Annotated in this window: 21 protein-coding genes; 10 read left to right on the forward strand and 11 right to left on the reverse strand. The window is 24.0% G+C overall.

Going from position 1 to position 20,820, the window contains the following annotated elements; genetic code table 11:
• Positions 1–24: 24 nt before the first annotated feature.
• From AMRN_RS03655 to AMRN_RS03670, 4 genes are all read right to left on the reverse strand, one after another.
• The gene (locus AMRN_RS03655; RefSeq protein WP_099311131.1) at positions 25–2,202 is read right to left on the reverse strand and encodes a heavy metal translocating P-type ATPase; all 2,178 of its coding nucleotides are present in this window, start codon (positions 2,200–2,202) and stop codon (positions 25–27) included.
• Position 2,203: 1 nt separating this feature from the next.
• Complete coding sequence (locus AMRN_RS03660) at positions 2,204–2,557, reverse strand: ArsR/SmtB family transcription factor (RefSeq protein ID WP_099311132.1); 354 nt, start codon at positions 2,555–2,557, stop codon at positions 2,204–2,206.
• A gap of 1 nt (position 2,558) precedes the next feature.
• Positions 2,559–2,765 (reverse strand): heavy-metal-associated domain-containing protein, encoded by a 207-nt coding sequence (locus tag AMRN_RS03665; RefSeq protein ID WP_099311133.1) that lies wholly within the window; start codon positions 2,763–2,765, stop codon positions 2,559–2,561.
• 95 nt (positions 2,766–2,860) lie between these two features.
• Positions 2,861–3,283 (reverse strand): MarR family winged helix-turn-helix transcriptional regulator, encoded by a 423-nt coding sequence (locus AMRN_RS03670; RefSeq protein WP_099311134.1) that lies wholly within the window; start codon positions 3,281–3,283, stop codon positions 2,861–2,863.
• Positions 3,284–3,370: 87 nt separating this feature from the next.
• On the opposite strand from AMRN_RS03670, the gene AMRN_RS03675 reads away from it, so the two are divergent.
• Together AMRN_RS03675 and AMRN_RS03680 are read left to right on the forward strand one after the other, a co-directional pair.
• The gene (locus tag AMRN_RS03675; RefSeq protein ID WP_099311135.1) at positions 3,371–4,555 is read left to right on the forward strand and encodes a TsoY family (seleno)protein; all 1,185 of its coding nucleotides are present in this window, start codon (positions 3,371–3,373) and stop codon (positions 4,553–4,555) included.
• A 462-nt stretch (positions 4,556–5,017) separates the two neighbouring features.
• Complete coding sequence (locus tag AMRN_RS03680; RefSeq protein WP_099311136.1) at positions 5,018–5,305, forward strand: hypothetical protein; 288 nt, start codon at positions 5,018–5,020, stop codon at positions 5,303–5,305.
• Between the two features lie 60 nt (positions 5,306–5,365).
• Here AMRN_RS03680 and AMRN_RS03685 read toward each other — a convergent pair whose 3' ends face one another.
• Together AMRN_RS03685 and AMRN_RS14160 are read right to left on the reverse strand one after the other, a co-directional pair.
• Positions 5,366–8,467 carry a hypothetical protein gene (locus tag AMRN_RS03685; protein WP_118897359.1) on the reverse strand — a complete coding sequence of 1,034 codons (3,102 nt, stop codon included), beginning with the start codon at positions 8,465–8,467 and terminating at the stop codon, positions 5,366–5,368.
• Positions 8,448–8,606, reverse strand: a complete 159-nt coding sequence (locus AMRN_RS14160; protein WP_165772882.1) for a hypothetical protein — start codon at positions 8,604–8,606, stop codon at positions 8,448–8,450. Before AMRN_RS14160 ends, AMRN_RS03685 begins: the two co-directional genes overlap by 20 nt.
• A gap of 397 nt (positions 8,607–9,003) precedes the next feature.
• Between AMRN_RS14160 and AMRN_RS14165 the strand changes: the two genes are divergently transcribed.
• Positions 9,004–9,165, forward strand: a complete 162-nt coding sequence (locus AMRN_RS14165; protein WP_165772883.1) for a hypothetical protein — start codon at positions 9,004–9,006, stop codon at positions 9,163–9,165.
• A 468-nt stretch (positions 9,166–9,633) separates the two neighbouring features.
• Here AMRN_RS14165 and AMRN_RS03690 read toward each other — a convergent pair whose 3' ends face one another.
• From AMRN_RS03690 to AMRN_RS03705, 4 genes are all read right to left on the reverse strand, one after another.
• On the reverse strand, positions 9,634–10,800 hold the full coding sequence (locus AMRN_RS03690; protein WP_099312704.1) for a tyrosine-type recombinase/integrase: 1,167 nt from the start codon (positions 10,798–10,800) through the stop codon (positions 9,634–9,636).
• The gene (locus tag AMRN_RS03695; protein WP_099312706.1) at positions 10,797–11,054 is read right to left on the reverse strand and encodes a hypothetical protein; all 258 of its coding nucleotides are present in this window, start codon (positions 11,052–11,054) and stop codon (positions 10,797–10,799) included. Before AMRN_RS03695 ends, AMRN_RS03690 begins: the two co-directional genes overlap by 4 nt.
• A gap of 63 nt (positions 11,055–11,117) precedes the next feature.
• Positions 11,118–12,809, reverse strand: a complete 1,692-nt coding sequence (locus AMRN_RS03700; protein WP_099312708.1) for a DNA methyltransferase — start codon at positions 12,807–12,809, stop codon at positions 11,118–11,120.
• A 251-nt stretch (positions 12,810–13,060) separates the two neighbouring features.
• On the reverse strand, positions 13,061–14,053 hold the full coding sequence (locus AMRN_RS03705) for a hypothetical protein (RefSeq protein ID WP_099312710.1): 993 nt from the start codon (positions 14,051–14,053) through the stop codon (positions 13,061–13,063).
• A gap of 297 nt (positions 14,054–14,350) precedes the next feature.
• On the opposite strand from AMRN_RS03705, the gene AMRN_RS03710 reads away from it, so the two are divergent.
• Together AMRN_RS03710 and AMRN_RS03715 are read left to right on the forward strand one after the other, a co-directional pair.
• Entirely contained in the window at positions 14,351–15,754 is a 1,404-nt protein-coding gene (locus tag AMRN_RS03710; RefSeq protein ID WP_099312712.1) for a WYL domain-containing protein, read from the forward strand.
• 348 nt (positions 15,755–16,102) lie between these two features.
• A complete protein-coding gene (locus tag AMRN_RS03715; RefSeq protein ID WP_118897360.1) occupies positions 16,103–17,506 on the forward strand; it encodes a hypothetical protein in 1,404 nt (467 codons plus the stop codon).
• On the opposite strand, the gene AMRN_RS03720 is transcribed toward AMRN_RS03715, so the two are convergent.
• On the reverse strand, positions 17,499–17,762 hold the full coding sequence (locus AMRN_RS03720) for a helix-turn-helix domain-containing protein (protein WP_099312672.1): 264 nt from the start codon (positions 17,760–17,762) through the stop codon (positions 17,499–17,501). The two genes, AMRN_RS03715 and AMRN_RS03720, sit on opposite strands and share 8 nt — an antisense overlap.
• Positions 17,763–17,892: 130 nt before the next feature.
• Between AMRN_RS03720 and AMRN_RS03725 the strand changes: the two genes are divergently transcribed.
• The 5 genes from AMRN_RS03725 to AMRN_RS03745 all read left to right on the forward strand — a co-directional run bounded on the left by AMRN_RS03725 (position 17,893) and on the right by AMRN_RS03745 (position 20,805).
• Positions 17,893–18,327, forward strand: coding sequence for a hypothetical protein (locus AMRN_RS03725; RefSeq protein ID WP_099312674.1), 435 nt, complete (start codon positions 17,893–17,895; stop codon positions 18,325–18,327).
• A 66-nt stretch (positions 18,328–18,393) separates the two neighbouring features.
• Complete coding sequence (locus AMRN_RS03730) at positions 18,394–18,924, forward strand: hypothetical protein (RefSeq protein WP_099312676.1); 531 nt, start codon at positions 18,394–18,396, stop codon at positions 18,922–18,924.
• Positions 18,924–19,175 carry a hypothetical protein gene (locus tag AMRN_RS03735; protein WP_099312678.1) on the forward strand — a complete coding sequence of 84 codons (252 nt, stop codon included), beginning with the start codon at positions 18,924–18,926 and terminating at the stop codon, positions 19,173–19,175. The genes AMRN_RS03730 and AMRN_RS03735 overlap by 1 nt, the downstream gene beginning before the upstream one ends.
• A 19-nt stretch (positions 19,176–19,194) precedes the next feature.
• On the forward strand, positions 19,195–20,085 hold the full coding sequence (locus AMRN_RS03740) for a hypothetical protein (protein WP_099312680.1): 891 nt from the start codon (positions 19,195–19,197) through the stop codon (positions 20,083–20,085).
• A gap of 159 nt (positions 20,086–20,244) precedes the next feature.
• The gene (locus AMRN_RS03745; RefSeq protein ID WP_099312682.1) at positions 20,245–20,805 is read left to right on the forward strand and encodes a hypothetical protein; all 561 of its coding nucleotides are present in this window, start codon (positions 20,245–20,247) and stop codon (positions 20,803–20,805) included.
• Positions 20,806–20,820 lie beyond the last annotated feature (15 nt).

The following is a 20,820-nucleotide window of genomic DNA, read 5'->3' on the forward strand; positions in this document are numbered from 1 at the left end:
TTTTCTTCTTTCTTTATTTTTTTATTAAAACTTTTTAACTTTTAATCTAAGTGAATTTAATACAACTGCAACAGAACTAAAACTCATAGCAATTCCTGCGTACATAGGACTTAACATAAGTCCAAATGTTGGATATAAAACACCAGCTGCAAGTGGAATTCCTAATGAATTATAAGCAAATGCCCAAAAAAGGTTTTGTTTTATAATCTTTATACTCTCAACTGATAATTTTATACTCTTTTCAACAGATGAAAGTTCATTATTTACTAAGATAATATCTCCAGCATCCTTACTAATATCAGAACCAGAGTTTAAAGTAACTCCAATATCTGCTTGTTTGATTGAAGGAGCGTCATTTATCCCATCTCCTACAAACATAACTTTTGCTTTTTCTTGAAGTTTTAAAATTACATCATATTTTTGCGTAGGAATAACTTCACTATAAACCTCTTTTATATCTAGTTTTGAAGCTATTTTTGAAGCAGTGATTTTGTTGTCACCTGTAAGTAAAATAGGAGTTATACCTCTTTTTTTAATATTTGCAATAAGCTCTTTTGCGTCATCTTTTAGTTTATCAACTAAAGAGAATGAACCAATAGTTTCCTTATCAATTGAGGCTAATATTGCACCATTTGATTTATTTAGTTGCTCTTCATAAAACTTTTTATGTTTATCAAGTATAGATATATCATGCTCACTTAGAAGTTTTTCATTTCCTAATAAAACAAGTTTTCCTTCAACTTTTGCTTTGATACCTTTACCAGCAATTATTTCAACATCTTCAATCTCTATATTTTCAACTGCTTCTTTATTTTCAATATAAGAAACAATAGCTTTTGAAATAGGGTGCTCACTTAACTTTTCAACAGAAGCTATTGTATTGAAATATTTTTCATCAATATCAGTAGTTTCAACACTTATTTCACCCTTTGTTAAAGTTCCTGTTTTATCAAAAACCGCATATTTTATATCTTTTATTATCTCTAAAACTTCTGGGTTTTTTATTAGAAGTCCTTCTTTTGCACCTCTACTTACTGAGCTTACAATAGCAATTGGTGTTGCAAGTCCTAAAGCACAAGGGCAAGAGATAATTAAAACACTAATTGAAGCTAATATTGCAGTTTGCATATCTCCTAAAAGTGACCATACAACAAAAGTAAGAGTAGCAATAGCAATAACACTTGGAACAAAAATATTTGCAACTTTATCTGCAAATCTACTTATTGGAATTTGTTTGCTTTGTGCACTTTTTAGAAGTTGAATAATCTTAGATAGTGTAGTATCTTTTGATTTTGTTAGAACTTCTATTTTTATTACACCATTTGTATTCAGTGTTCCTGATAGTACTTCTTCTCCTAACTCTTTAAATACAGGCATAGATTCACCCGTAATCATAGATGTATCAATATCTGCTTTACCCTCTATGATTTTTCCATCAATTGGGATTTTTTCACCTGATTTGATTAAAACTTTATTTCCAACTTCTAAGCTATTTGCTAAAACAGTTTTGATATTTCCATCTTCTTGTATAAGATTAGCTTCTTGTGGAGCTAGGTTCATTAGTTTTTTTAAAAAGTCACTTGCTTTTTGTTTTGAACGCTCTTCAAGATATCTTCCAAGAAGAATAAAACTAATAATAACAGCAGCCCCATCAAAATATATAAATCTTAAGTTTTCTGGGAAAAGCCACGGTGCAAAAAGAACAAAAACCGAATAAAAGTAAGCAGCACTTGTACCTAAAGCTACTAATACATTCATATCAAAGTTTTTATTGCTTAATGCTTTGTATGCAAGATTATAAAATCTTCCACCACAATAAAACTGAACAATTGTAGCAAATATAAATATGATTTTTTTATTTAATTCATCTTCAAAAATATTTGAAAACATCAGTGCAAAAATAACAATAGTTAATGATATAGAAGTAGTAAATAGTTGTTTTAATTTTTGAAAACTTCTTATTTGTTCTTGCTCTAATTTTTCAAAATCATCTTCAACTTTGTATCCAAGTTTTTCAATATTTGCAACGAGTTTATCTTTTGAATATAGTTTTGAATCAATAGTAAACTCACCTTCACTTGAAGCAAAACTTACTTTTGTATCAATAACTCCATCTTGCCTTTTTAAAAAATTTTCAATTCCATTTGAACAATTTACACAAGTCATACCTGAAATATTTAAATTTATTTTCTCTTTTGACATATCAGTCCTTTTCTTCTAAGATTAGCTTAAGAAGGTCTTTAATGTATTTATCTTTAATATAATAAAACGACATCTTTTTATCTTTTTCAAAATCGACTATGCCATACTTTTTTAAAATTCTTAGTTGGTGTGATACATGAGATTGGGGTATTTCTAAAAGATTTGCCATCTCTCCTACGCATATTTCATAATCTAAAAGTGCATATAACATTTTTGCACGAGTAGGGTCACTTAGTGCTTTAAAGACATTTGATATTTCAACTAAAGTATTTTGAGATGGTAAGACTTCTCTGATTTTAGGAATATGACTTATACCTTCACAGCATGACCTAGTCAGATTTTTTGGTTTACTCATGCTACTCTTCTATAATCTCAAATCCAAGAGTTTTCATCTCTTCCTTAAAAGTTGCCTCTTTTGTATCATCAGCAATCTCAACAGTAACCTCTTTTGGTTCAACATCTAAATTAACCTCAATAGTTCCAAAACTATCTTCTAGTGATGATTTTATAAGGTTTGAACAACCTGAACAAGCTATATTTTGTGCTTTAAATGTTTTTTTCATATATAAATCCTTTCATATGATATTTTTATCATATGATGATTTTATCATATAAAAAAATCTAAGTCAATATAAATTTTGATTTATTTCAAATTTTTTTAATCCCACTTCTTACTTAGTAGCTCTTTTAGTTTTGTAAACTCTTCTTGTCCAATGTTTTTCTTAATGGTATTTTCAACTTTATTCATCACTTCTTTTCTACATACTAGAAGTTCATTTCCTTTTTTTGTTATGTTTATTTGTTTGTTTTTTTTATTACTTGTTTCATCATCTAAACATAAGTATCCTTTTTCACAAAGATTATTAATACTTTTATGTATAGCTTGTCTACTTATATTTAGTTTTTTACCTAATAATGAAGGAGTAACTATACCATTTTGAATAAGAGTGATTATTCTTGTAGCTGTTACTATATCGTTTGTTTCAAATTCATGTTTTTTTGCTTCTATGAAACTTAACTCTTCAATTAAGTTAAGTTTTTCCAAAAGAAGAAACTTAATATCTAAATTATTATCTTCCATAATGTCAACCTCCTTGACAAAAAATATTATTTTGATTAAAATGTCAACTAAGTTTACTATAACAAATATTAGAAAAAGGGAAAATTTATGGCAAAAGTTAGTAATTTGGGCGAAAAATACTCACCAATGTATTTTTTAGCTTCATTAGGTTCAGGAGGATTAGCAGTATCTTTCTTTTTATATCTAAATTTTTTAATACCACATAAGGGCGTAGAAATGGTAAGTATTACTCATATTATGCCTTTTTTACAAAAAGGAAATTTTGTATCATTTTTGATTGCTATTGCAATACTTATTACACTTTTCTTTATCTTTAAACACTTTGAGTTACTTATTTGGAATATCAAAGAGTATGGTATTTTTAAAAAAAGTGTGGCATTTGAGAAACTAAAAAGAACAAATAGCGAAGTATCTTTGATGGCGATACCTCTTACTATTGGTATGAGTATGAATATAGTTTTTATTTTATTGGCTTTAACTTTACCAATTTTATATGATGTTATAGAGTATCTTTTACCTGTTGCTTTAGTTAGTTTTTTAGTTATTGGTTTTTTTGCTTTAAAAATCTATATTGAGTATTTTTCTCATATGATAATAAGTGGTGATTTTAAAGCTAATGAAAACAATAATTTTAGTCAACTAATAGCTATCTTTGCTTTTGCAATGATTTCTGTTGGGTTTTCAGGGCCTGGAGCTATGAGTAGTAATAGTGCTGTTTCAAGTATTGGAATATTTTTTGCAGTATTTTTTGCAATTGTTGCAATAAGTTTAACATTTATTAAAATAATCCTTGCAATGAGAGAAATTTTAGAGTCAGGAATAAGCAAAGAAACAAGTGTAAGTATATGGATAATGCTTCCTATATTAACTCTTTTAAATATTGCTTTTATTAGACTTACTTTTGGATTTTATCATCACTTAGTAAATGATAGTGTTCCTTCTGCTTGGTTGTTTTTGATAACTTCATCGATATTTTCACTAGAGTTGATTTTTGCAGTTGTAGGATACTTCGTAATGAAAAAACTTGGATATTTTAAAGACTATATAAATGGAGACAAAAAAAGTAATCTAAGCTTTGCAATCATCTGTCCAGGAGTTGCTTTTTATGTTTTAGGGTTCTTTTTTATTATGGCAGGACTTGTAAAAAATAATATTATTACTATATTCTCACCACAGTTTTTTATAATATTAGCTATTTTAGTTTTTGTTCAATATAAAACAGTAAGAACATTTTTTAAATTAGAAAAAAAACTTATAAAACAACACGCTTAATAACTACCAAATATAATGCAAATAAAAGCAAAAGTCTTTAAGTAAGACTTTTGTTTTTTACTTTTATAACAACTGAATAATGATTATGAAAATGAGGAAATTTAATCAATTTTAATTGGGAAAGTATTAAGTAGTTCTGAACCCTCGGCTATATCTCTAGTATATAGGCTTACGAGGGAATTATATAAAAATTATAAATAATAACAAATGAAATAAAGCTTAATTAATAGTAGAAGTTAGTTAATTAATGAAACTAAATTATATTAAAAAGTTTGAAAATAGAGTATTTCATAAAAGAAATATCTACCAAATTTTATACAAGTTTATTTAGAGTTTATTATATTCTTGTTAATAAAGTGGGGCACTTTTACTTTGATTTGACAATAATATATCTCTTCAGAAGTATCAACTAATGATTTACTATTTGAATTTTTGGAAAAATTGACAGATAAAGAGTATAAAATGAATTTATCTAATATGACAAAAGAAGTAAATTTTACACTAATGGAATATGAGTTTATTGCTATTTATCTTTTGGTAACATTTGAAAAGTTTTATACTAATAGTGAACTTATTAAAGATAAAGAATTTGCAGAGTTTTTTGAAGCAATAGCTTCAAAAATACATTTTTTATCAAATGAAGCACAGCTTTATTTAGCATTAGTTTTACAAATAAGTTCTGTAGGAACTAACACTAAAGATGGTTTTAATAAGTTAGAAGAGAATCTAAAATACAATAATTTATTATAATTATTATACTGGGATGATATTCCCAGTATTTAATACAAATCATTATTATGATTGAATTTATTATATATATGCAATTATATATTCAAGGTTTTTTGATAGGTTATCTTCTTTAGGTAATACTACTTTAGGATAAAGGACTTTATAGTGATGAAAATAAACTTCCTTTATTTTTTCTAAAAAGCCATAATCATTTAGTATATTTAATAGATTAATTTCTTTTACTGATAATTTATTTGTGCTAATATCACTATTTATTAGTAAATTAATTAAATTATCAAGCAATGATTGGATAATTGTTATATCAAATACATATTTGTAATTTTTTTTATGTAAAGTAATAGCTAAATCAATTATATCTTCTCTTTTTAATAAGGATAATGAATTACTTATCATTGTTGTATTGAATTTTAATATTTCAAAAATAACTTCTAACATTCTATCTTCTGTTATAAGTTGGTAGTTTTTCTCAAAACTAAGAGCAATTGCATGATATTCTTGAATTCCTATATATTCTGTAATACTAAATGATTCTTTAAATAATAGGGTGGATTTTATATCATCAATGATTTTAACATATGCAATATTATCAAGAATCTTTTTTAAATTATCTAAGAAGAGCGTTATCTGTTCTTTTGTTATTATATTTTTGCACAATTTTCCATCTTCTTCAAAAACATATAAAAGTTCATTCTCTTTATTTAATTTTTCTTTATAACTAAGTAAATAGTCAAAAGTAGATTTTTGTATATAAACATCTTCTCTTTTTAATACTGTATCAAGCTTATCCCAGTAATTTAAGAATATTATAGATGAAAGTGTTAAAAGTTTTGGAGTGTTTTTATCTTTAAAATTTACTCTACAAGAATTGAAGTTAAGATTTTCTTTTTCAAGAAGTTTAACAATTAGATTAAAATATTTATCATATCCTTTTGATAAACTCCAAAAACCTATTTCTTTCCCTTCACTATATTTTTTAATTAAATTACTAGATTGTAGATTTTGACTTGACAAAATTTTTTGTAAATCTTCAAATGGTTTTTCTATTCCCCAATCAACTTTCATAACTTTAAAATATGGACTATCAACTGTTTCTAATATTTCATTTATAATTGAATGAAATAATGACTTCTGTTCATATGTTTTATCATCGCTTATTTTATTTATTTCAAGTTTATCAATTAATAATATTTTGAATTTCTTTACATAAATTTCATGTACATCTTGGAATAACTCTTTATCCAAATAATAATTCTTGTTTTTATAATAAATTGTATTTTTTTGAAAACCATTAATTTCTGTATCTTTAAAATTAGTGATTGAACTAAAATACATTGAAGCTAACTGCATTTTATTTTCATTATCCAATTCATCTATATTTAAACTAAGGATTTTTTTATTTATAATTCCAAATGCATTATTTACATCTCTATTCACAAATAAATTAAAATATGATATTAAATTAATATCTGTAAAATCAAGTTCTTTTTGTATAGATTGAAGATAATATAAAACTTCATTTTCATTTTCTTCACTAAGTCTATTTTTGTATTTCACAAAATTATGAAGTCCCGTAATTAAAACATTTTTTGCAGATATAATATCTTTATTTTTTTCCCAAATTTTATAATAAAATTCAAATGCTTTATCTAATCTACTAAATTTAAAATATATATCAGCTATATGTCCATAATAATTTGATTTATCTTTAATAGCTTTAATAAAATTTTCAAAATCACTGATTTTTATTTCTTTATCTTCATAACATTTTTTTAAAATATAACCTATTAAGTTTTTAAACTCATTTTGTTTTAAAATAGCTAACTTTATATATAACTCTGATTTCTTTACTTCCATTAAAAAATTTATGACTTCAAAAATTATGTCATTTAAAATATTTGCTTTTTCTAGAAAATTAAATAATGTAGTAATCTCTATATTTTTAATTTTTTTGTTTTCATTTTTTTTTAATAATAAATGTGAAAAATACAATTCTAAATTTTTTTCTAAATTAGAGTTTATATAATTTGCTATGTTTTTAGATATAACAGTATTTTCATTTATTGAAGCAAACACATAAAAATAAATAATTGTATCGGACTTTAATAATAGTTCCGTATTTTTATTAAAATAACTTAAAATTATTTTTGTATTTTCATTTTTTATTAACAATAAGCTTGAATATATTAATAATACTTTATAATTTTGAAGTACTTTTTTTTGAATTAAACTATGATTAATATTGATATTTTTATAATTACAATATTGTAAATAATGTTCATCAAATAATATTTCTGAATTCTTTTCATAAAAGTCAATATAATCATTTTTTAAATCTAAAATTAGAAGTAAATATGCTTTAAAATTTTTCAATTCATTACTGTACTGTTGATTTAGAAATTTTTCTGCTTCTAAAAGTTTGTCTAAAAGTTCTTTATACTCTATTACTACTTCATTCTTAAATTCTTTTTTTACCCTAAAATATTCATTGATAATAATTTGAATAAAAAATCCTTTTATATGAAGCTTAATTAAAAAGCTTGGATTTGTTTCTAATACTAATTTATAATAAGTATTCGCTTTTTTTAAATCTTCTTCATTTTTATTTAAATAATTATATGAATTTGAAAATATATGCCCCGCTATTAAATGATTTTTTTCTTGTTTTTCTTTTGATAGAGAATTAAATAATTTTTTTGATTCTTCAATATTTCCACTATTTAGATAAAAAATGATTTTAAAATAATCATTTGATTTTATATCATCTTTTTCAGTTTTTAAATCTTTAACTAATTCAAAAAAATCTTTTTCATTCTTTTCCGCAGAATATATTGAAAGTAAAAGTTCTTTATATCTTATATCTTTATATTCATTATAATCTTTATTTAGCACTTCTAAAATATTTTTAGTTTTTTCTGAATTTCTAAGTTCTAAAAAATATTCTGCTTTTTTTAGTAATATGTAATATTTCGACTCTTTGTGTTGATGTTTTTCAAGTGCAGTGTTTAATAATTCAAAAGCTTTAGTGATTTTACCATCACAAAAATGTTCATCTAAACTTTCTAATAATGTTTTAACTTCTGAACTATAATTGTTTTGTTCTTTTATATTTGTTGCATTATATATATTTCCACTGCTAAAAAAACTAAGAATTCTGTTTATCATTTTCATTACTTAAATTTGTTTTATTATTATTACTAAAAAAATTTAAAGAACTATTTGATTGCTTATTTATTTTTGTAATTATTTTACAAGTAAATAAACCACCTAAAAAACTTAATATAGCTATAATAATTTCATTCATGTTATTTTCCTAAATCAATACTATTTATTTTGAATTTTATATACATTTTAATTATTATAACAAAAAATTAATATTCTTCAGTTAAGTGATAGAGACATTATAAACTTAATTTTAGATGTAATTGATAGTGTCTAGAGTTTTAATTAGGAAAGAAGATGAATAGAAAAGATTTGTGTTTTGAACATTTATTTTTAGATGATTTAACCATAGATTTTATTGATAATGTTCCAAAAATAGGTGAGGAATCTATAACAGATTGGTTAATTTGGAAATGAAGAGAAATTGACAATAAGTTTAATTATGTGAAATTAATTTCTTCACATTTTACAAAAAATAAGAGGTTCTAAATGGTGCAGATTTAGAATTTTGGATTATTACAAAAAAATATGCAATACCTTTGTTATTTCAAGCTAAAAAAGCAATTCTTATGTATGATGGATATTTAAAAAAGTTAAATTATAAAGCAAAAGAAGCAACTCATAAACAGTATCAACTATTAAAGAGTTATGCAAAGTCAAAAGGTTTGAGTCCATATTATTTAATTTATGCAATTGATTAAAGATTCCTCAATATTTATGTTAGACATAAACAGTGTTAAAAGTTTAGCAACCTTAAAAAAGGGTTCAAGAGTTTCAAGGAAGAAACTTTTAAAAATGCTAATGAGTTTTATAAGCTTTTTTGTGAAAAGTTTTATTGGAAATATTTATATCAAAAGTTAAGAATTACTTCAATTGATGATATTCCTAATTTAAATCAATATTTTAATGAAGAAATGATTATCACTAATAAATATATTGTTAAAAATTTAGCTATTTTTGATTTAAGAAATATAGGATTTTTCGAGAACTTTTGTTATCAAAAAAGGGTGTAATTATACAAACTAAAGATTAAATATGTTACTTGAAAATTAATGGTGCGACCGATGGGACTTGAACCCATACACCCGAAGGCACTACCCCCTCAAGGTGGAGGTATTTCCCTTAAAATAGGAACTCAACCAACTACTGTGCAATATGTGTGCAGTAGACTATGCTGGTTTTGATTGAGAAACTTTATCCTCAACTTCAACCATCATATTAAATATTTCTTGTTGTTTTTGTGCATTTAATTTATCGTGCTCTAGTTTTAGTATTCTAGGGTCGATATAATGTTTTTCTGTTATCTTTGAACCTTTTGAATGTCCCATGATTTTTTGGATATCTTCAAGGTTTTCACCTCCAAAACTCATTACAGATGCATATGACCTTCTTGTTGCATATAGAGTTTTATATTTCACTCCTATACTTTTTAGTAACGGTTTTAAATGATAATCAACTATAGTTTTTGATTCTCTGTAATATCTACCATCTTTATTGATAAATAACCATTCATTTGAAGGTCTAACTTCATAGTAAATTTTTAATAACTTCACTAAATCTGGTAATAGCTGAATGGTTCTAAAATGGTTTTTATTACTTGTTGAATTTTCATTCTGTTCTGTAATAACACCTCTTGTAATACTTCTTTGAAGTGATAGTTTTTCAGTTTCAAAATTTATATCACTCCATTTTAAAGCCATACATTCCCCCGTTCTTAATCCTAACTTGAAAGATAGTTCTAAAAATATTTTGAACCAACCTTTTGCATTTTTTAGTATAACTCTTATTTCTTCAGTAGAGTATGCCTCAGTTTTTTTAGGATTATAAGATAAATCAACAGCTTTGACACTTCTAGTTTGCACTGGATTTCTTTCGATTAACTCATTATCATAGGCATAATCAAAAATTATGTTTAAAAGATTCTTTATTCTTTTAACTCTATCGTTACAAACTTCTTTTTTTTGTCTCTCAAGTAAATTAACAATATCAAGAGGCTTTATGTCCTCTATTTTTAAACCTTTAAAACTTGGTAGAACTCTATTTTTAAAAAGTCCTTCAAGTTCATTTTGACTAGCTTGTTGTCTTCTCGAACTTGTGACTTCTAGTATCATATATCCAAATTTTTCGAAGTTATTTGTCGTGACTTCATTTCTATCTGTATCTAATAATTTTGATAACACATCTAATGGATTTGCTTTTTTCATCCATTGTTTAGTAGCAGGAGTTAATTTTTTACCTGTAGATTTTCTATGAAATTTGCCATTTACAGAACCGTGAACATAGATAACATTTTTTCTAATTTTAAAGACCCCATCACCTTTTATTCTATTACTCATTTTGAACTCCTATTCAAAATAGTAATTACTGCCTTTTGTGATGCAAACATTTTACCACCATCAACCCAATAATCAACTTCAGGTTCAAAATTATTTATAAGAAATTGTCTTATTGATTGTCTACTTTTTCCAGTAGTTTCAGATAAGTAACTAACACTTGCTTTTTGAGGTATCATAAGACTAATCATCTCTTTTAGTTCTAATACCAATGATTTTAAAGCTAGATATTCTGATTGTTTAAAATTATCTTCCATTGTAATATCTCCTTTATATAGAGAATGATAATAAGTAGTAGTGGGAAATATCCCACTACTAAACTAGTTGTTAAAAAAGTTAGATTTTAAATCATCATTTGTATATGATTTATCTTGAATAAGTCTCTGTTTAATGATTTCATAATATCCATCATCTTGTTCTATCCCAAAATAATTCATTTTGAGAAGTTTTGATGAAATAAGAGTTGTACCTGAACCAGCAAAAGGTTCTAATATTATTCCATCCTTATCTGTGTTAAAAAGTTTTAGTAAATACGCAAATAGTGCAACTGGCTTTACACTTGCATGGTCATTTGCCTTTTTAGAATTTACATTCTTTGATTTAATTTCTTCACCCTTGTAATTATAATTTTTTTCTTCGTTAGGTTTAGAAGTAAAAATCATATTACCAAATATTTGTTGGCTCCAATTTTTAATTGAAAACCTTTTTCCAATAAACTCATTTATTTCTTCAATAGAAATGAGTTGTTGAACTTGTTTGTTATTAACCTTAGTTTCCTCTATATTAATTGTCCCTTTTGATAAAGTGTCATCATTAAGAGCTTTTGTAGCATGCTCATAAATTGAATCTTCAAAAGGTTTTTGTACAATAATAATTGGCTCAACTGATGATGCTATATGAGGTGTCTTTTCACCTTTAAAGTTAGAAGATTTATCAACATTATCTTCATCTTCTTTAACTTTACTTTTTTGTTTATCTTCCATCCAATAACTTCTTGGAAGATTTGGATCATGAACCCAATAAAGTTGATTAAACTTAATATTAAAACCTACTTCTTTAAGTTTGTCATGAAGATTTAAAATTAAATCGCTTCTTGGAGAAAATGTAGTTACAAAAAAACCACCAGGCTTTAGTGTTCTGTATATCTCATTAAATAACTCTAAAGGAGGTATATCTTTATCCCATTCTTCACTTTTACAAGAAGTTGTATTTTTCCCCATTTCTTTTTTTACTGAAATACCATAAGGAATGTCAGTAATACAATGTGAAAAGTGATTTTTAGGAATTGACTTTAAGATTTCAAGTGAATCACCCTTAAAACATACGTTAGAAGTAAGTTTTCTTAGATTTTGTTTCCTTGACTGTTCAATCTTCTCTTCAATTGTATGTTCTACTTTAAGAATTGCATTTTTTAAAGTTTTTTTATTAAGTAAATCTTTGGTTAGATTTATAATTATCTCTTGATTTTCTTTTGAAAAAGAAGCAAGCTTTTTCAAATCCTCATTAACTAAAGGTTCTGTTTTTGTTTCTAAATGTTCAATTAAAGATTTATTTTTAGATAACTCATTCCAAAGTTTTCTTGACCTTTGAATTTCTCTTGGTTGTACACCAGTTTTGTCTTTAATCTCTTCATTTTTAGCTTTTGCCTTTTTTGTTTTTGAAGTGTTTGAACATAACTTATCATACTTTTCAATTAGTTTTCCTAATTCAAAGTGATCAAAATGTTTTCTGATAATATTTTCTTCTAGTTCAATTATCTCAACTTTTTCTTTTGATAAATCTGTATAAACAGAAGCTTCAATTTCTGTAAGACCTAATTCTTTATGAGCTATCAATCTATGATAACCAGAAATAAGGACATATTCACCATCAATCAAATTTAATGAAATAGGATTATATTGTCCATTTTCATTAATAGATTTTTTTATTAGTTCCACAGTTTTTGTATCTAAAGAAGTTACTCTCTCACCAATTTTTACTTGTTCAATTTTTATTGTCTTAATGTTATTCATAATAATTCCTTTCAATTATTAGTTATTTTTTAAACCAAATACAATGTATTCGTTTGCCGTATGTCTATATGCTCCTTTTTCAATCGAAGAAGAAGTTTCGACACGTGTGAAAATAAGTTTTTCTAAACCAAATTTTCTCCTATAATATTCAATAGCAGGGTGTGCATTATTGTTATAAATACAGTTAATATATTTCAACTCTTTAATGTATTTAATAGAGTCAAATTTTTTAACACCATAATTTGTTCTTGCTAATGGAATATCTTTAGATTGTAGTTCTTCAAAATAATTAGAAGAAAAGTTTTCAATAGGAGTGTTATCTTCAACAACATAAATAATATCAATGTTAAATAAGATATTTTTATTTTTTTTATATTGTTGTAATACTTCCCATGCATCTTCACATTTGAATTCAATGTCGAACTTATTGTAAATAGAATGTATTTTTTTATTCTATTTGAGAACGAAGAGATTACTTCAACAATTTTTTCTGAAGAATAAATTTTATTACTAAAGTTTGAAACTTCAAAAGTTACTTTAGGAGTGTAATTACTTGAATATTGAATACATTGTAATAGAATGAATCTAATAGCAGTTTCAACACCTCTTTCATTATTTTTTTCTAAATTATGAACTTCTTCTTTCAATTCAGAAGCCAATATTTCATATTCCTCTTTTTCAAGAAAAATTCTTCCAAATTTGGAAACAACTTTAGTTTTTATCAAATTAGAAAATGCATCTATTAGTTGATTTGGTTTCTCTTTAATTAGTTTATGAATATTTATTATCGTCTTATTTAATTCATTAACTATCACTTTTTTAATTCCAATTTCCGACAATTTGTCAGACATTGAGATTAAAGAGCCACCTGCACCAAAAAATATATCGGCATATATTTCAAATTTTTCACCTATTTCAGTTTTATCTTCATTTAAAACCTCAAGGGCATAGTTTAGTTCTTTCTTCATTTTATTCTTACCACCAGGGTAAGGAAATGCAGAAATCGCTTTTGTTTCAAAATTCTTTTCTAAACATTTATTCAAAAGAATTTTTAATTCTCTCAAAGCAGTTTTTTTACAATCAAGTTTTAAAGCTTTTTTTATGCTCTTAGTGATTTTGTTTTTCCAAATAGAATCACTTATGTGATATTGAGAAATTAGTTTATAAACAACATTATAATTCTCATTTGAGTCTGAAAACTCAAATACCAAATCATTGAATAATATTTCAATTGTTTTATTCATAGCCTTTTCCTTAATGAATATTTCACTTACAAAAAATAAGTGAATAGGTATGAATAGGTCATAATTTTAATCTAGTGATTTAAATAGACTGACCTATTCAAATTCCGACAAATTGTCGTCTACACTGAAATTAAAATCATTGAGAATGTAAAATTTAAACTTTTTAACAATAGATTTTAAAATAACACATCAATGACTTTTAAATTGTTTATTTAAAGAGTCATTTAATGGATAATGGAATTTTTGCAAAGTGGTGTGGGAAATCTCCCTCTAAGAATTAAATTTGTATAATTTATTATGAAAAAAGAACTAGAAAAAGAAATAAGAAGTATTGACTTCAATGAAGTTGAAGATGAAATTGAAAGATTAAGTGATAAATTTAATTTATCTGAACTTCAAGAAGAAAAATTAAGACAGAAAGTTGAAGAACATATAGAGTCTTTAGAAAAAACCTGCTTTAAATACAAACCAAAGGAGACTAATAAGTCTTATATTTTAGCTAACGCAATACTTGAAGCTATGTGTATAAATAATGATTTAAATGTATTTGTAGATTCTTCTAAATTCAAAATTCATCAATATTATAATGAAGTTTCTCAAGAGGAATTAGTTGAAAAACTGTTTTTTAAAATAAAAGAAAATAAGAATGACTCGACCTCAAAAGAAGCTTTACGTCTTTTAAAATGCTTGAGACTATTAAACCATAAACAGCCAAATTATGCATTGTTTTCAAAAAACTGGTTTAAAGATAGTAGATATGAGATTATAGATAACAATGTATTGAAATTTCTGACCCCTTCTTTATTAGGATATCTTGGAAAACATTATGATTCTACTGTATCTAAATATTTTGAGAATATTGATGAAGTTATTAAATATATAATAAAACCTTCAATCTATCATAATAAACTAAATTTTATAGAAGCTACAATTATTGATGCGATAAATGAATTAGATGATTTAACAATAAAAATATATAATAAGGATGAAGAATTTTCAATTTATCCAATGCAGATTATATATAAGAAAGAGGGACATAATCAATATAAAGTTTTAAGATATGAAGTAGATGAAGATGATTTAAAGCATGAAATTGACTTTGATAAAATTGAAAGAATTACATTAAAAGATAAAACTTATAGTAATTATGAAGTAGAAGAATCTTCCACTAATCAAAAATATTTATTTAATCCTAGTTACTCAATGCTTTCTGTTGAATCATATAAAAAGAATCAACCATCTAAAACAGTGTTATTAGAAATTGATACAAATATAGTTGAATATTTCCAAGTTAAACCATTATCAAATATGAAGTTATACGTTACAGAAGAAGAAAAGCAAGACTTTTCAAAAGAGTACGGTTTAGATACATTACCTAATAAATGCTATATTTTTGCAGAAGATGATAAAGAATATATAATATCAACTATTTTTCATACTATTGAATATGTAAAAATATTGGAGCCAACAGAATTAAATGAAGATATAGTTGAGCGAATGAAAATATTTGCTAAAAAGAATAATATAGATTTATGTAAAGAAGATACACCACCTAAGAAACCAATTGAACCATCAGATTTAACTTCTATTAAAGAAGAAACTAATGAAATAAAAGAGAATAATAAAGATATTGTAATTGATAAAAGTGGTAAAATGGAAGATATAAAAAATAATGATAGTGAGATAAAATTCAATTTTTAATATTCAAAATTTTAGATAAGTAAATTAAAAAGTAATAGTTTTTTAATAATCTTAAATGATAAATTCTAAAATCTCATTTTTAAACTATTCAATCTATTTTTATAATATAAAATAGATAGTTTAATCCCTTTTGGGGAAAAGTGAAAAATAGCAAAAGTTTTTCACTTCCCCACCTCCTACCAAGAAAGCATATAAAATATATAATTTTCAAATTCTTAAAAGTTGCCTTGACTAACTTTTAATAAACTGTGAGCAGTATAAGAAATATTATAAATTTCATAGATAGTCTAAAAAAAATCAATAATTACATCTTATAATATAAGTATATTAGAAAAAAAGGTTAAATTATTGAGTGTAAATTTTTCAAAAGTTGATGTTAGTTTATTAAATTTTTCAAGATATAATTTAAGTGATAAACAATTAAATAGCTTACAATATAATCTAAATAATTTAGGTATTAAAAATCTTTCTTATGCTGATACTATTAAAGAATTAAAAAATAAACTTGAATACTCTTATATTGTAAAATCTTCAAAACTGCTTGAATATTTTGTGAAAAATAATCTAAAATCAAAAAATATTAAAACTAAAAAAATTAAAGATTATAGTTTAGTAAATGGTATGTTTAAATATGCTAATGACTTTTATTATGATGTTAAATCAAACGATATAAATGAAGTAGAATTAAAATTTAAAGAGTATAAAAAAGGAGACTTCCTATCAAATAAAGATAAATTATATAGCTATAAAAAAATAGCTAAGGTTATGTATTTAGATTATGTAAATAAACAAAAAGAAAAAGTATTTATAACCTTTACTCTGCCAAACAAGCAATTTCATAAATATAATAAAAATGGTTTTGAAACTAATACTTTTAATTCAAAGGATAAATTTGAAGAAAATGTTGAAAAGGGTTTAAAACTATTAAATGAAATTCATAGATATTTTTACCACACATTAAAATATAAAATTAGAAGATATTGTAAAAGCAATAACATAACTAATAAAGAAGTAATAAACATTGATTTTATAAAAATCCTAGAACCTCATAAGAGTTTAGATGGACATCTTCATTCATTATTTTATATAGACAAAACCTTTTTAAATATAGTAGAAGAGGTTTATTCTATGACAATAGATAATTTTAAATTAAAAGAGACAACATTTGAAATACTAAAAAATGCAAAAGCCTCAACATACTTAAATAAGTATCTTTTAAAAACAACAAAATCTGAAAACCTTTTTTACAATCAATATAAAAGATATTTTTCAAAAACAAGATTTTTCACAAGCTCTAATTTTAGACATATTAATCAAGAAAAAATAGAGATAGTTTATAAATTTTTAAATCAATATAAACCAAAAATAATAAAATATTTTAAAAGAGGTAATATTCCAATTTATTATCAAATAGAGCAACTTATATTAAAAGGTTATTTTAGATTTCAAGAAGAGAAAGTTAAAAGAATATCAATAGATTTTCAAGCAATAAAAAAAGAGTTTGAAAAGATAAAGAATAAAAAAGATATAGATCCTTTCAAAAGAAGTATTTTAAAAAATATTGATAATTATATAAAAGAGTATAACTCAAAAACTATTCAAAAAGTTTATTTCAAAAAATGGCTTATTTATAATAAAAAACATAATGAACAAATACCAATATACAATTATGAATTTGAGAAACTAAAAATTAATCCTTTTTCTATTGAAAAGATAGAAGAGGGATATTTTAATAAGTATCAGTTTATATAGATTTAAAAAATTCTGTTATATCTTCATTTAATACAAAAGCAATTAAAGCTAAATGTTCTAATGAGAAATGTTGTTTATTATAATAAATTTCTGCTCCACTTACCAAAGAAGTTGATTTATGTCCTATTAGTTGGCTAAGTTTTAACTGGGATAATTTATGTTTTTTTCTTATTCTTGATACATTCTTACCAATATTTTTAAAAAATTGTTCTTTTTGCTCTTCTGAAAAGTCTTCAAAATCATTAAATTGTTCCATAAATTTATCCTCTTTTATTACAGAGTGATATTAATTTAAATAAAAAATCTTTTCAATCTGTAATTACAGACTAAAATTAAGTTTTAATGCAATATAATCTAATCTGTTATAACAGAGTAAAAGGAAAACAATGTATAAAAAGAATTTACTAATATGTATTTTACTACTAACAACAAATCTTTTTTCATTTGATAAGTTTGAAGAGTTAAGAGGTAGTTGGATAGTTAGTCACTATGATAAAAATAAAAAGATTAGCTTCTTAAATTTAATAGGTAAAGAGATAAATATAAACTTCTTAGATAATAAAAAAGTAAGTTCTTCAAGTGGGTATCTAAAAAATATGGGTGTAGAACTTAAAAATAATACCTTTACTTTTGGAACAATGTATCAAGAAAAAATTAAATATAACAAATATATCTATAAGCTAAATCCTAGAAAAGAGTATCTAAATGAAATGGTTTGTTATCAATTAAAACCAGTAAAAATAAATGCAGGATTTTATAATAAAAATGATGTTTTTAAACTATGTAGAGAACAAAGAAAATATATAGATAAATCATATTAAAAAAGGAGGAGTTAAGTTAAAACTTTAAATTTTAAAAAAATTAAAACAAATAAAAAAAGGAGAAATATGAAAAATAAAATAAAAATAGGAATACTTGGAGTTGTTAGTACACTTGTTTTAAGTGGTTGCATGGAAAGTAGCCCAGAAAGTGTTGTTGAAAATTATATAAGTGGTTTAAAAAATGCAGATTTTAATCAAGTATCAAAAACAGTAAGTTCAGATATTAAAGATAAATTTTCAAGAAATATAATTTTTAGTTGTGGAACAAATAAAAAGTTTAAAGATAAAGTAATTCCTTTGTTAAATAAAGAAAATATTGATTTAAAAGTCTTAGATAGAACAAGTAATGGGTATCAAAGTTTTTCAAGTGAAATCCAAAATAAAACAGTAAGTTTTTGTTTTAAAGAAATAATGACAGAAGTAATGGAAAAACAAAAAGACACAAAAATGAAAATCTTAAATTCAGAAGTTAGTTCAAGTGGAAATGAAGCAACAGTAAAATTTGAAGAAACAAATAGTCAAGGAAAATCAAAACAACATACTGTAAAACTTGAAAAAATAAATAAAGAATGGAAGATCATAGACGGAGTAATGTAATGACTGGAAAACAAATAGGTGGAATAATTTTAATAATAGCAGGTTTATTAGTTGGCTTTGTTGGTTTAATAAATGTATTAGATTTAATAGGAGCACAAGGAAATGAAATGATAGAGATGGGACTTCAAATGTCTGGAACTTCAATGACATCTTTATGGATAAAATATGGAGTAATTACAGCTGTTGGAGTTGTTCTTTTAATTGTTGGGATTATGTTTGCTAAGAAACCTATTCCTCAAGAGACTAAATAGTTCTAAAAGGAGAGAATAAATGAAAAAAATAGTTTTACTTTTAGGCTTATGCTTTAATATACTATTTTCAAGTCCAATAAGTTTAGAAACAACATCTAATGAAAGTTTAGATTTTTTTCTTTATAACCTTGAAAAAAGTAAAAGCTTTGATACAAATAGTGAAGCCTTTTTAGCTTATATGGCAAAAGCAAAATTTAAATTATATGAAGCTCAAGGAAAATACAATAATCTTGATAGAAAAGAAAAACTCTTAATTGATAAACAAAGTAAAAAGTTTTGGGAAGATATAAACAATGAATTTGAAGCAAATGAAGTATTAGCTAAAAATAAAAACTTTATGTTAGATAAAATGGTAAAAGCAGAAGATAAAATTAAAAATAAAGAGTTCTTTTTAATAAAAGAGGTTAAACGGGATAAATATAATTTTAGTGGAGAATATTTTCCTTTTTTTGTTGGTAAATCTATTATGAATGATAACTATTACTTTCATAGATTAGATAATGAATTTTATGAAACATATTTAAATCTCATTGATGAAAGAGATAAAAAAGTTATTTATAAATATTTTAATTTTCCAATAAAAAAGGATAAAGCAAAAGAACATATCTCAAAATATAAATATCCTAATGGATATTATCTTAGGTTTGTATATAAAGTTGTAGATAGTAAAATTGGAGTGCCTGGAGATTCAAGTTATTCAAAAGATTTTATAAATTATAACACTACTAAACCTATAATAGGAAACTCTTCTAATGGTAAAAAAACTAATCTGAGTTATCAGCAACTTAAAACTATCACTGATATAAAACTTATTAGAATTGAATTATTAGTAAAAACTGCTAAAACTTATGATATGTATAAAGATTATAACGATAAAAATATCAAAATACTTTATACAAAAAATCTATAATTCTAAACCTAAACTTTTTTTAGTTTGGGTTTAAAATCTTCTTTTTTAACAAATTTCAAAATTTCTAACTTCGTCTTTAAAAAAATTAAAATTACTTCTTATAATAAAAATAGAAACATAAAAAGAAGTTTCAAAATATAAAAATTATAAGGAAAAACAATGAAAAATTTTTTAAAAGTAGATTTATTTGTAAAAATAAGTGGTTATGAAATCAATGAAGAAGAGGGGACTTTTCAAATTCAAAACATTTCATTTGACAATGGTAAATTATTAAAACATACAGTAAAAATTCATAAACTATATAAAGAAGATAGTTTAAAAGCTTTACTTGGTAAAACTGTAAAAGTTGAAGAGCCAAAAGAATACAAAAATGGAATTAAAGTTTTTTATGCTGGTAGTGATATTAAAAAAGTTGATATAGATGAAGATTTTAAAATAAATAGAGAAATCACTTTAAAAGTTGATAATATCATTGAAAGCACTTCAATAGATAAAAATACAAATAAAAAACTTACTCACTCAACAATTCAAAGTATAGTTAGTAATGGAACAAGAACAGATTTATTTAATATAAAAATAAAAAACACTAAAAAAATTGAACTTGATAATCTCAAAGGAAAAGAAGTAGTTGTTAGAGGTGTAAATGTAGCTTCTACAGATTTTGGAACATTCTATTCAAGTGTTGAAAAACCTATTTTATTAAATCAACCAAAAGCCTAAAAGAAAACTTTTCTT

This window comes from Malaciobacter marinus, assembly GCF_003544855.1.
Classification (GTDB): Bacteria; Campylobacterota; Campylobacteria; order Campylobacterales; family Arcobacteraceae; genus Malaciobacter; species Malaciobacter marinus.